General features: G+C 64.9%; 13 protein-coding genes and 1 tRNA gene. 3 read left to right on the forward strand and 11 right to left on the reverse strand.

Annotation, left to right across the window (positions count from 1 at the left end):
• Nucleotides 1–72: 72 nt before the first annotated feature.
• The gene (locus P8Q88_RS05780; protein WP_278323631.1) at nucleotides 73–1080 is read left to right on the forward strand and encodes an SDR family oxidoreductase; all 1008 of its coding nucleotides are present in this window, start codon (nucleotides 73–75) and stop codon (nucleotides 1078–1080) included.
• Between the two features lie 43 nt (nucleotides 1081–1123).
• On the opposite strand, the gene P8Q88_RS05785 is transcribed toward P8Q88_RS05780, so the two are convergent.
• From P8Q88_RS05785 to P8Q88_RS05815, 7 genes are all read right to left on the reverse strand, one after another.
• A complete protein-coding gene (locus tag P8Q88_RS05785) occupies nucleotides 1124–1846 on the reverse strand; it encodes a glycosyltransferase (RefSeq protein WP_278322898.1) in 723 nt (240 codons plus the stop codon).
• Nucleotides 1843–2430 (reverse strand): TIGR04282 family arsenosugar biosynthesis glycosyltransferase, encoded by a 588-nt coding sequence (locus P8Q88_RS05790; RefSeq protein WP_278322899.1) that lies wholly within the window; start codon nucleotides 2428–2430, stop codon nucleotides 1843–1845. The genes P8Q88_RS05785 and P8Q88_RS05790 overlap by 4 nt, the downstream gene beginning before the upstream one ends.
• Complete coding sequence (locus P8Q88_RS05795; protein WP_278322900.1) at nucleotides 2423–2725, reverse strand: hypothetical protein; 303 nt, start codon at nucleotides 2723–2725, stop codon at nucleotides 2423–2425. The genes P8Q88_RS05790 and P8Q88_RS05795 overlap by 8 nt, the downstream gene beginning before the upstream one ends.
• Before the next feature lie 129 nt (nucleotides 2726–2854).
• Complete coding sequence (locus P8Q88_RS05800; RefSeq protein WP_278322901.1) at nucleotides 2855–4219, reverse strand: HlyD family type I secretion periplasmic adaptor subunit; 1365 nt, start codon at nucleotides 4217–4219, stop codon at nucleotides 2855–2857.
• Entirely contained in the window at nucleotides 4216–6006 is a 1791-nt protein-coding gene (locus tag P8Q88_RS05805; RefSeq protein WP_278322902.1) for a type I secretion system permease/ATPase, read from the reverse strand. The genes P8Q88_RS05800 and P8Q88_RS05805 overlap by 4 nt, the downstream gene beginning before the upstream one ends.
• Nucleotides 6003–7439, reverse strand: a complete 1437-nt coding sequence (locus P8Q88_RS05810) for a TolC family protein (RefSeq protein WP_278322903.1) — start codon at nucleotides 7437–7439, stop codon at nucleotides 6003–6005. The genes P8Q88_RS05805 and P8Q88_RS05810 overlap by 4 nt, the downstream gene beginning before the upstream one ends.
• A 116-nt stretch (nucleotides 7440–7555) precedes the next feature.
• Nucleotides 7556–7631: transfer RNA gene (locus P8Q88_RS05815), tRNA-Lys, on the reverse strand.
• An 88-nt stretch (nucleotides 7632–7719) separates the two neighbouring features.
• Here P8Q88_RS05815 and P8Q88_RS05820 point away from each other — a divergent pair.
• On the forward strand, nucleotides 7720–8319 hold the full coding sequence (locus P8Q88_RS05820; RefSeq protein ID WP_278322904.1) for an LbetaH domain-containing protein: 600 nt from the start codon (nucleotides 7720–7722) through the stop codon (nucleotides 8317–8319).
• Here P8Q88_RS05820 and folK read toward each other — a convergent pair.
• The 4 genes from folK to P8Q88_RS05840 form a co-directional block, all read right to left on the reverse strand.
• A complete protein-coding gene (gene folK / locus P8Q88_RS05825) occupies nucleotides 8285–8764 on the reverse strand; it encodes a 2-amino-4-hydroxy-6-hydroxymethyldihydropteridine diphosphokinase (protein WP_278322905.1) in 480 nt (159 codons plus the stop codon). The genes P8Q88_RS05820 and folK overlap by 35 nt on opposite strands.
• An 8-nt stretch (nucleotides 8765–8772) precedes the next feature.
• Nucleotides 8773–9624 carry an N-carbamoylputrescine amidase gene (aguB, locus tag P8Q88_RS05830; protein WP_278322906.1) on the reverse strand — a complete coding sequence of 284 codons (852 nt, stop codon included), beginning with the start codon at nucleotides 9622–9624 and terminating at the stop codon, nucleotides 8773–8775.
• Nucleotides 9625–9635: 11 nt separating this feature from the next.
• Nucleotides 9636–10394, reverse strand: a complete 759-nt coding sequence (locus tag P8Q88_RS05835) for an SIMPL domain-containing protein (protein ID WP_278322907.1) — start codon at nucleotides 10392–10394, stop codon at nucleotides 9636–9638.
• A gap of 71 nt (nucleotides 10395–10465) precedes the next feature.
• Complete coding sequence (locus P8Q88_RS05840; RefSeq protein WP_278322908.1) at nucleotides 10466–11293, reverse strand: class I SAM-dependent methyltransferase; 828 nt, start codon at nucleotides 11291–11293, stop codon at nucleotides 10466–10468.
• A 99-nt stretch (nucleotides 11294–11392) separates the two neighbouring features.
• Between P8Q88_RS05840 and msrA the strand changes: the two genes are divergently transcribed.
• Nucleotides 11393–11935: a peptide-methionine (S)-S-oxide reductase MsrA gene (gene msrA, locus P8Q88_RS05845; protein ID WP_278322909.1), complete on the forward strand. Its 543-nt coding sequence runs from the start codon at nucleotides 11393–11395 to the stop codon at nucleotides 11933–11935.
• Nucleotides 11936–11978: the final 43 nt, after the last annotated feature.

An 11978-nucleotide genomic window follows, 5' to 3' on the forward strand; every position in this document is an offset into this window, starting at 1 on the left:
ATACGCCTAGGAAGCGAACTCTTTCGCATTCGTCGGCCGATACACGAGGGGGCATTCGCCATCGCACGCATTCTGGTTACAGGCGCCGCCGGCTTGCTTGGCGGGGACGTTTGCGCGCGGCTCGTCAAAGCGGGCCATGACGTCACCGGACTGGTCCATCGCACGCCAGACGTGCGGGCGAACGATGGCTCGCGGGTGGACCTGCGCACCGTTAGGGGTGATGTATCGCAGCGGCGCTTGGGGTGGCACGCTGCGCAATTCGAGAAAATCGCGCAGGGCCACGACCTGCTGATCCATTGCGCGGCGACCGTTCGCTTCGATCTCGATGAAGCGGATTACCGAGCGGTCAATGTCGACGGCGTCGCAAACATGCTCGCGCTGGCAAAGGCGGGCGACATGGCGGTGCTCCACATATCGACCGCATATGTCTGCGGGACGCGGGACGGGATCATTCGCGAAAGCGACCCCTTGCCGGACAGCGGCTTTGCCAATGGCTACGAGGCGAGCAAGGCGGCGGGTGAGCGGCTGGTGCGAGGGAGCGGCCTTCGCTGGGCGATTGCCCGCCCGTCCATCGTGGTCGGTGAGCATCAAAGCGGGACCATCCGCCAGTTCGATACGACTTACGCCGCCTTCAAGCTGATCGCCGAAGGACGGGTCCGGCACATGCCCGCGCGGAAAGGAGCGACGTTGGACTTCGTCCCCATCGACCATGTCGCCAGCGGGATCGCCTCGCTGGCCGAGAGGATGGACCAAGCTGCGGACGGGACATTCCACCTCATATCGGGCCAGCCACTTCCCGTGCCGGATTTTACCGGGGCGATCGGCGACTACCCGCAATTTCACGAGCCAGAGCTGGTCGCGCCCGAGGCATTCGATCCCGGGATGCTTCCGGCGCTGGAGCGACGGCTCTTCAAACGGGTAGCCGGTCTCTATGCGAGCTATTTTCAGCGCGATCCGCACTTCGACGACAGCGCTTACCGCGCGATTGGCGGCGCGGCTTGTCCGCCTACCGGGCAGGCATACATCCGCCGCCTGATCGACTACTGCATCACAGCAGGCTTCCTTCCCGGCGCCCCCTAGCGAGCATGGGCCTTGAGTACGTCGGGCCTAGCGAACATCGGGCCTAGCGAACATCGGGATAGTGCTTCGCCATGCGGTCGCGCAGGCCAAAGGCCCAGAGCATGCCGACCTTGAAATAGATCCAGTTCGCCTTGAGAGGCCCCCACGCTGCAATCCGCCGATCGGACGTGACGACCCAGCGCGGCACCATGCGAATGCGCCCCAATCGCGCGAATTTCACACAGAGATCTGCTTCTTCCATCACGGCATCGCCCGGCGTGCAGCCACCGATCGCCTGGAAATCGGCCCGGCGAAAGAACATCGCGTGATCGCCGAACAAAAGCCGGACGCCCCGCAAGAACAGATGCGGACGGGTGATCAGCGGCGCGTACCAGGTCTTGATCCAGTTATGCGCGGTGGTGAACCAGCGTGTCTTGTCGGGCCCCTTGATCAGCGGCGTGAAACTTGCGAGCGCAGTGCGACTGTCCGACAGGGTCTCTTCGATCACCGCCACCATATCCAGCGGTGGCAGCGTGTCGGCGTGAACTACGCAGACCATATCACGCCGCGCCTCCGCCACGCCATAGTTTACTTGTCGCGCCCGGCTCGCCTCGCACGCGATCACCCTCCATCCAGCGGCCTTGGCCAGCGAAACGGTGGCGTCCCGGCTTCCCCCGTCCACCAGAATGATCTCACCAGGCCGCGGCTCGAGCTGCCCCAAACGCTCGATCAGGTTCGGAAGGGCAGCTTCCTCGTCGAGCGCGGGAATCACGATGGTCACGCTCATTGGAGTTCGGGCCAGGCTGCCAGATCCTCGGGCGTATCGATATCGGCGAGTTCGGGGAGGATCGCGGGGCCGATCCCGCGGGCCGCACAGCGCGCCAGGGTCTCGGCGAAAACGGTGGGCGTACTCCAAGCCATATCGGCGAACAGCCACGGACACCGCTCGCGGAACCCGATAAGGTAGTAGCCGCCGTCGGTCGCCGGGCCGATGACGACCGACCTCTCCTCCAGCGCATCTGCCGCAGCCTTGAGGACCGGCGCGATCAGGCCGGGACAATCGCTGCCGATCACAAGGGCAGGTCCCTCGATCCTGGCAAGTCGCTCTCCCAGATCGCCTTCACCCTGATCGCGGATGGCGAGATCCGTGCCATAAAGACTGCGAAAGGCTGCGCATTCGCCCCCGGTGACGCGCAGTTCGATAGGCAATGCGCTGGCGCGCGCCTCTTCCATGGTCCGGTTCAACAGGCGGGCATAGAGGCGCGCCGCCCCTTCCTCGCCCAGCGCCGGAATGAGCCGCGTCTTCGCCTTGCCGGGAACGGGGAGGCGCGCGAAAATCACTAGTTTCGGACCGGTGGCATCATCAGCCATCCGCTGCATTCGCCCTCGCGACCACGCGTGCGATATCTGCACCGAAGCCCTCGAGCATGTCCGCGCGAAGCTCGATATCGACCACGTCGAAACTTATCGGCCCATGAGGCCGGCCCTGGCCGTCGGTCACCGTCGCGTCGACTCTGGTCGGTGACCTTACCTCGAGCACGATACGCGAGGTAGAATTCCCTCCGGCCGCAAGGAAGCCGCGCGTAAGGGCGGCGCACAGCTCCGCCGCCTGTATCTCTGTCTTGCTGTCGCTTGCGACACTGCAGATTGCAGTTTCCTCTTTCATGGACGGAGTTCCCCCTTCAGCCATGCATCCAGTCGCCGCGAGGGCCAGGGCAATTGCTACGACGATGTTCATGATGGCCAGTCTCGCCCGCGTATGGGCATAAGGCAAGCCGGGGCGCCGCTGTTCGGACTATTCGCGAAACGCACGGTCGCTGAACCGGCGCAGCGGGGTCAGGATGTATTGCAGCACCGTGCGCTTGTCGCCGAGCAGGCTGACATCGGCGACCATGCCGGTGCCAATCTCGAGATCGCCATCGCCGGTCGGGATCGACTGCATCTCGGTGCGCACGCGGACGAGATAGAATATCTCCCCGCTCCGCTCGTCAACGATGGAGTCGGGGGAGATGGTCACGACCTCCCCATCGAGGCTTCCATAGACCGCCTGGTCGAATGCGCTGATTCCCACTTTCGCTTCCTGGCCGATCCGAACCGTGCCGATATCCTGTGGGCGAATGCGCACTTCGATCAGCAGAGCATCGTCGCTGGGCGCGATTTCGATCAGCGGCTGGCCCGAGGTAATGGCGCTCCCGCGCGTATTGACGAGCACGCGGTTGACGGTGCCCGGCACGGGGGCGCGCAGGACAGTACGGTCCAGCCGCTCTTCGAGAGCCGGCAGCGCCGCTGAACTTGAACCGAGCTCCGCCTGCGCGATCGCGAGGTCGTTCGCCGCCTGCGAGCGCCAGTCGCGCGTCGTTCGATCGAGATTGGCCTGCGCCTCGTAAACCTGTGCCTGAGCCCGACCGATGGCGGCCTGCGCCCCGGCGAGTTCGGCCTCGCTGCTCGACGCCTGGCTTTCGGCCCGCACCAGCGAAAGGCGTGGTTCGATGCCCTGTTCGACCAGCGGGCGCAGGAGATCGGCCTCCGAGCGCGCGGCGGCCGCGCGGCTCGATAGCGAATCCGCCTGCCGCTGGGCTTCGGTCACCTGCTGGCGCGCCCGCGCAACCGCGGCGCGCGAAGCTGCAAGCGCGCTTTGCAAATTGGACTGGCGCGAAGCATAGAGCGCCGCTTCAATACTGCGCTGGCGGGCGGCCTCTTCGTCGGCGGGAACGGGGAACGCGGGCGCGCGCCCGGCGACTTCCGCTTCGAGCCGCGCAACTTTCATCGCCAGCGCTCCTGCGGTCGCGCTCGTACTGCCGAGATTGGCGCCGCTTTCCGTTGGATCGAGGCGCAGCAGGGGATCGAGTGCGTCGACCTCCTGCCCCGTCGTCACCAGCACTTCCTCGATCACGCCGCTTTCAAGGCTGGAGATGACCTGGAGTTCGGCGCTCGAAATGACGCGCCCCTGCCCGCGCACTGTACGGTCGATTTCGGCCAGCGACGCCCAGGCGAAGAATATGACGAAGAAGCCGATGATGCCCCAGAACAGCCAGCGCGACACCCGGCGCGGCTCGAGATTGTCGATGAATCGTTCGACCCGGCCCTCTTCCTGCGCCTCGGGCGAGCCGTAGTCGTCGCCCGCGTCCGGTCGATCGATCATGTCGTCGCGTGCGCTCATGCCGGTTTGCCGATCCTTGTGTTGACGGTGGACGTCACAGTGCCGCTTGCCGGATTGCTTTTCTGGCGCGATCCCTCCGCGAGCTTGGCGAGAACGGCATCGCGTGGGCCATCCGCGACCACCTTGCCCTCATCGATCACGATAATGCGGTCGACCAGCGCAAGAAGAGGCTGACGGTGGGTGACGACAACCAGGGTGCGATCGTCGAGTTCGTCTTTGAGCCGGGTGATGAGATCGGCTTCGGTCTGGGCGTCCATGGCGCTCGACGGCTCGTCCATGACCAGAACCGGGGGCCGGCCGGCCAGCGCGCGCGCAATCGCGATCGACTGACGCTGGCCGCCGGAGAGGCCCTCGCCCCGGTCGACAAGTCGGAGGTCATAGCCCCGCGGGATCCGGCTCGCGAAAAGGTCGGTCCCCGAGATGCGCGCGGCCCGGAGCATTTCCTCGTCGTCGACAGCGGCGCGGCCGAGGCCGATATTCTCGCGGATCGTGCCGGAGAAAAGCGCTGGCTCCTGCAGGACCGAGCCGACAGAACGACGCAGGGAGTCAGGATCGAGCTGCGCGATATCGATCCCGTCGAACAGCACCATGCCATCCTGCGGCGGGTACAGGCCGAGCATCATCCGCGCGAGGGTGGACTTGCCCGAGCCGACCCGGCCAAGGAGCGCGACTTTCTCGCCCGGAGCGATCGTTAGGCTGACAGAATCGAGCGCTTTGGTCGCCGCGCCGGGATACTGGAAGGTCACATTGCGCAATTCGATCTCGCCACGGGTGCGCTGGACGACAATGGCATCCGCGCCCGGTCCCTCGGGCGGGCGTTCCATCAACGTGCGAATCTGGCGATACGCCGTGCGCGTCGCCACCAGGCGAGACACCAGCTGCGATATCTGGGCCAGCGGCGCGATCGCGCGCCCGGCAAGGATGGAGCAGGCGATCAGCCCGCCCATGGTCAGGCGGTTGTCCGCCACCGAAAAGACGCCGACGACGATGACCCCGGCATAGGAAATAGTGCCCGCGGAGGTCGCGAAGGTCGTGGCGATGCTCGAGATGAGCCGCTGTTGCAGCGAAATCTGCGCATGATCGTCCAACGCACGGGTCCAGCGATTTTCGAAAAGGTTGCGAGCGCCCGCGGTCTTCACGGCCTCGATACTGCCGATGGTTTCCACCAGCACCGATTGCTTGAGCAGACCGTCGTCCATCGCCTTGGCCGCGAGGCGTTGCTGCGTTGGATGCGCGGCAAGGCCGACCAAAATTACCAATGGGACCATCAGCGCCGGGACCAGCACCACCCAACCCCCGATCAGCGCCACGACAACCAGCGTAATGACGATGAACGGCACGTCCACCACCGCGGCGAGCGTTGCCGAGGCGAAAAAATCGCGCAGCGTTTCGAGTTCGCGCATGAGGCCGGTCAGTTGGCCGGTCGATCCCTTGCGCAATTCGAGGCGCATCTCGATCAGCCGCTCGAACACCGTCGCGCCAATGTCTTTGTCGATATTCATGCCGGCATGATCGACGAAATAGGCGCGCAGCAATTTGAGCGCAAAATCGAAGATGATGACGATGCCCAGCCCGATCGACAACGCTGCGAGCGAGGTGAAGGCGCTGTTCGGAATTACCCGGTCGTAAACCGTCATTGTGAAGAGCGCGGTCACCAGCGCGAAGAGATTGATCAGCGTGGCCGCAATCGCGACCTTGGCATAGGTGCGCCAATTGGCCTTGATCGGCTCGACCAGCCAATCCGCCAACCGCTTCTGCGGGACCTCAACGAGGGTGTCTTCGCTCACGGCTGAGCCTCCAGATCGAATTGGTCGAGCAATCGCCCGGTCCGCGCCAGTAGGACGTAGCGCGATGCATCGAGCTGGGTCAGACCTTCGATGTAAGCGACCGCAGCCGCCAGATAGGCGCTTTGTGCCTCGGCCACGTCGAACAGCGTGCCGCGCAGGGCCGCAAATCGGCGGAAGACGACATCGCGCGTCTGGCGCGCCGATTTATAGGCCGCCTCCAGAGCGACCAGCTGCCGCTCCAGCGCCTGCACGTCAGCCCAGATAATGGCTGCGTCCCGCTCGCTCTCCTGCCTGACGCGATCGGCCGACGCTTCAGCCGCGGCGGCGCGGGCACGCGCCTGCTCGTCACGCGCCAGTGCGCCACCGAACAGGCGGTATCGCAGGTTGAGGCTGCCGCGGATATCGTAGTCGACATCGTCTTCGAACACGCCGTAACGGCCCGCGTCGACCCGCGCCGTAAGCTTGGGTGCCTGCGAGGCCCAGCTGTTGCGCACTTCGATCCTGGCGGCTTCGGCCAGCGCTTCCGCGCTGCGCACCTGCGGCGTCTCGCTGGCCGCCATCACCGCGTAATCACGGCTCACCCGCCCTTCGGCGAGGATCGGCGGACGCTGGAGCATGGGCGGAGGTTCCACTCCTGTCAGCTCGCGAAAGCGGGCCTCGGCCGATGCGAGACGGCGCTGGAACTGGGCGAGACGGATCTGCCCGTCCGCTCGTAGCGATTGGGCCCGCGCCATATCGGCAGGGGCGTTAACGCCCTGCGCGATGCGCTTTTCAAGCGCTTCGTCGATCCCGTCCTGCGCGGCGAGATAGGCCTCGGACAGCCGCACCAGCGACTGGTAGCCGAACACGCCATACCAATTGGTCACGACATCGTTGATCAGGCCGGTCACCGCCGCATCACGTTCGAACCCGGCGGCCCGCAAGCGTGCCTGCGCGGCGAGGACCGAGCCATTGACGGCGCCCCAGTCGAACACCGTGTACTCGACCGCGGCGGTCGCATCGGTCCGTTCGCGAGGGCGCGCCCGCTCGAGCAGATTGCTCTGGTCGTCACCGAAATTGCGAGCGAAAGTCCTGTACGAATTGAAGCCGACATCGACCGTTGGAAACAGGCCGGCCTGGGCCTCGTCCACTTGCGCTTCGGCGAGATCGACCCGCGCCTCGACTTCGCGCCGGGCAGCGTTGGCCTGCAGCGTGGACGCCACGATCCGGCGAAACAGCTCGGGATCCGCCGCTTCCTCTGCCAGAGTGAGGATCGGATCGTTGGCATAATCTATGGCAAGCGGGTCGGCAGCGGGATCGGGGAGATCGGCGCCTTCCTCGACGCGCGGGATCGACTGCTCCTGCGCGCAGACAGGCGCCGGCAATACACTTGCCGTTAGGGCGAGCAGCGCCCCGGCCAGAAACCGGCCTTCCAGATAATCCAGTCCGTCCACGAATCCGCCCTTAGCATTCGACCGGGCCAATGCCAGCCGTTTCACAAGATGTGACCTGAACCGAAACTGAGACGGGGGCGTGCCCGATGCGTCTTCCGGCAATCGCAATGCCGAGGTGGTGAGCCCTGCTGGGTTCGAACCAGCGACCTACTGATTAAAAGTCAGTTGCTCTACCGACTGAGCTAAGGGCCCGACCACGAGCGCCACGTAGGCAGATGCCATTCGATGGTCAAGCGGCGTGACCCTTGTTGCGTTTCTCCGGCGTCTGTAGACAGCGATCATGAAACGACCGGACGGCGCACAGACCTGGAAACCTCTGGAGGCTGGCGCTGCACGCAGCACACGGGGCGGCCCGTCCTTCACGCTTCGCAACCGGTTGCTGCGGGTGGTGTGGCGCGCGTGCTGGTTCCTGCTCGCTCGCTGGACCCCTCCGCCGATGCATGACTGGCGCGCGGGGATCCTGCGCCTGTTCGGCGCGCAATTGGGGCCGCATTGCCGCGTGCATGCAAGCGTCGAAATCTGGTGGCCGGGCAATCTTACGCTTGATGCCAATGTGCTGATCGGCCCTCGCGCCGTGCTGTATAATCAGGGGCATATCACCATCGGCGCAAACTCGGTGGTCTCGCAACGCGCCCACCTGTGCGCCAGCACCCACGACCTTCGCGATTCGCACTTCCAGCTTGTCCTGCGCCCGGTGACGCTGGGCGAGCGCTGCTGGGTCGCGGCGGAAGCCTTCGTCGGGCCCGGCGTCACCATGGGGGATGGCTCCGTACTCGGCGCCCGGGGCGCCCTGTTCGAAAATGCCGACGACTGGACCATCTACCGCGGGAACCCGGCGCTGCCCGTCAGGCGCCGCGAGCGGCCAGCTGGCGTAGCGTAAGGCGCGTGGCGGGATCGCGCCAGTGCGGGGCGACTTCGGCCGCCGGTCGCAGCACGAATTCCCGCGCGCGGAACCACGGATGCGGGATGGCGAGGTCGCGGCTGAGCCAGACACCTCCACTCCACAACACGATGTCGAGATCCAGCGTCCGCGAACGCCAGTCCTGCCCGCGGCGTTGACGGGCGAAGGCCTGTTCGACCGATTGCAACATCGCAAGCATCGCGGGTGGCCTTTTGTCGGTTTCGACCAGGGCGGCCGCATTGGCATAGTGCCGCAGCGAGGGGCCAATCGGCGCGCTGGCCCTGACCCGAGAGGCGGCGTGAATGGCCAGACCCTGTTCTTCCAAGGCATCGAGCGCTGCGCCGATCACCGCCCGGGGCGCGCCGACATCGGGCACCCGCATGTTCGAGCCGAGCGCGATCACATAGGCATGGCTATCCGCCACAATGCCGCTCAGACGTCTTCACAGATCCGGCCGTAGAGCTGCGGGCGGCGGTCGCGGAAGAATCCCATCCCCGCCCGATGCTTCGCGGCCTCGTCAAGGTCGAGCGTGGCTACAAGCACGCCGTCCTCGTCCCGCCCGAATTCAACCAGCTTATCGCCCCATTCATTGGTGATGAAGCTGTGGCCGTAGAAGTCCGCCTCGCCCTCGGTCCCGATACGATTGGCAGCCACCACCGGCATGCAATTCGACACGCTGTGCCCCTGCATCGCACGCTGCCACATGCGACTGGTGTCGAATTCGGCGTCATAGGGTTCGGAGCCGATCGCGGTGGGGTAGAACAAGAGCTCGGCTCCCATCAGCGCCATCACGCGTGCCGCTTCGGGATACCACTGGTCCCAGCATACCCCCACGCCGATGCGGGTGGCCATCACGTCCCAGACCTTGAACCCGTCGTTCCCCGGGCGGAAATAGTATTTTTCCTCGTACCCCGGCCCGTCCGGAATGTGGCTCTTGCGGTAGGTGCCCATGATTGCGCCGTCGGGACCGATCATGGCGAGCGTGTTGTAATAGTGATGCCCGTCGCGCTCGAAGAAGCTTGTGGGGATGGCCACCTTCAGCTTTGCCGCCAGCTTGCGCATGGCCACGACCGATGGGTGCTCGGACGTCGGGCGCGCCAGCGCGAACAGAGCCTCGTCCTCTACCTGGCAGAAATAGGGGCCGGAAAAGAGCTCGGGCGGCAAGATGATCTCGGCGCCGCGCGCGGCGGCCTGTTCGACCATCTCGCCGACCGCGGCGATATTGGTCTGCTCATCGTCGCTGCCAAGCGGCAACTGGAGGGCGGCGACAGTAATGTCTCTCATGGCGGAGGGGATTATTTCTCCCGCAGCGCGAAGTCCACCTGGATATAGACATTGCTGCGCGTGGTGCCGACCATCATGCCGCCGCCCTCTTCCGGCCGCGGCGCCATGTTGACCGGCGGCGGGGGCGCTACCGGAGACGTGCGCTGGACCATGGCCTCGTTCATCGCGTCCGCACCGCGCAGCCAGGTCTGGCCCTGCTGGCCGCCCACATCGCGGATGTAGAGCACACGGCTGACCTCCATGCCTGCGGCCTCGGCATAAGCCTCGGCCCGCTTGCGCGCGGCCTCATAGGCATCGGCATAGGCGAGATTGGCGGTAGCTTCGGGATCGCTCATCGTCAGGCTCGGGCCGGACAAGACATTCGCGCCCGCCTCGGTCACCGCGGTGACGGCGGCACCTGCGCGGTCGGGATCGTCCATCGTCACTTCGACGACGTTCATTGCGCGATACTGTCCCTTGCGATCGCCATATTCGATCCGGCCGACATTGACACTCTGCGTCTGGATGTCTTCCTCTGCGACGCCCAGTTCGCGCAGGGCCGCGACGATTTCCGCGATCTTCTCCGCATTGGCCTCGCTCGCAGCAGGGGCGTTACGGCTGAACGTTTCGATCCCGGCCTGGAATTGCGCGCGGTCGGGACGGCTTTCGGCCTGCCCGCTGGCACTGACCGACAGCAGCGTTTCCCCGTGATCGACCCCGCGCGCCTCGTCCACACGCTCGCAGGCGGCGAGAGCGAGCGGGGCGGCGGCAAGCAGAACGACATTTTTCATGAAAAGGCCCCTATGTAACATTGTCACATAGGGGCCTTTTCATTCTGCAGATGAACGCTGGCTGACGGCTATCAATCGGCTTTCCTGAACAGCAACGTCATGCGGTCGCTTTCACCGATGGCCTGGTACTCGGCGCGACGCGGATCGTCCGCACCCGTGGCAAGCACCGGAGGGAGCGTCCAAACCCCGCCTTCCCAGTTTGCCGGGTCCTTGGGATTGGCATTGACTTCGCTTGTGTCCGCCAACTCGAAACCCGCTGCTTCGAAAATAGCCACCACGTCCTGCGTGCGCATGTAACCGCGCTGGCGCGCGCCATAATCGTCATAGCTCGCGCCGTCGGGTGCGCGGTGCTGGACCACGCCGACCATGCCGTTGTCCTTCAACATCATGCGCGCAGCCTTGAGCACCGTGTCGGCTTCGTTTCCCATGTTGAGGCCGTGCATCGAGCGGAAAATCAGGACCCGGTCGACCGTGCCGGCAAGCTCCTCGGGCATCTCGTCGATTTCGAATACCGTCACATTGGCCGCGTTCACGCCGGCCATTTCGCCCACTGTCGTGGTGAAGCGTTCGGTCCAGCCCTTGGCGCGGGCTTCCTGCGCACGGTCGCGATAGTCCTGTCCGTCGCTGTCGGGCTGAAACGCGATGTAACGGCCGCCATTCGACAAATACGGCGCCAGAACGCGAGTATACCAGCCGCCCCCCGGCCCGAATTCGGCGACTGTCATGCCCGGCTCAACGCCGAAGAACTCCAGCGTTTCGGTGGGATTGCGGTACTGATCGCGGGCGCGATCGTCGTTCCGCAGGTCGGCGGCGAGCACCTCGTCGAGCGTCGCTGTATGATCGTCGGCGATGGCGGGCACGGCAAATGCTAGGGCGGCGGTGGCAAGCAGAATACGCATACGGTTTCTCCCGGAAAATTGACGCGCGCTTCCTGCACCCGCGGCCGGTGGATGACAAGGCGTGAGGAGCTTCCTATCTCTGGCGCAAAGGAGATTACGATGAGCGAGACACAACAGGCGATCGTTGCGGGCGGATGCTTCTGGTGCACCGAGGCCGTGATGAAGGACGTCATCGGCGTCCATGAGGTCGAAAGCGGCTATATCGGCGGCGACATGCCAGACCCCACCTACAAGCAGGTCTGCACCGGCACGACGGGCCATGCCGAGGGTGTGCGCGTCACTTTCGATCCCGAAGTGATCAGCCTCGCCCAGCTTTACGATGTCTTTCTCGGTACGCATGACCCAACCCAGCTCAACCGCCAGGGTAACGATGTCGGCACGCAGTATCGCAGTGCGATCTTCCCGCTCGACGACGAGCAGCGCGCCGAGGCGGAAGCCGCGATCGAACGCTGGAACGCCGAGCACCAAGGCCAGAGCGCGGTGACCACCATCGAAGGCGGGGAATGGTATCCGGCTGAGGATTACCATCAGGAATATTGGGAAGGCGAAGGCCAGAGGAACCCCTATTGCCTTGCGGTGATCCCGCCCAAGCTGATGAAATTGCGCAAGAGCTTCCAGAAGTATCTCAAGGAAGACGCCTGAGCGCAGGTTCCGATGCCCGGCACGCATGGCAAGGCCTTCACTG

Source organism: Qipengyuania marincola (assembly GCF_029688625.1).
Taxonomy (GTDB): Bacteria; Pseudomonadota; Alphaproteobacteria; order Sphingomonadales; family Sphingomonadaceae; genus Qipengyuania.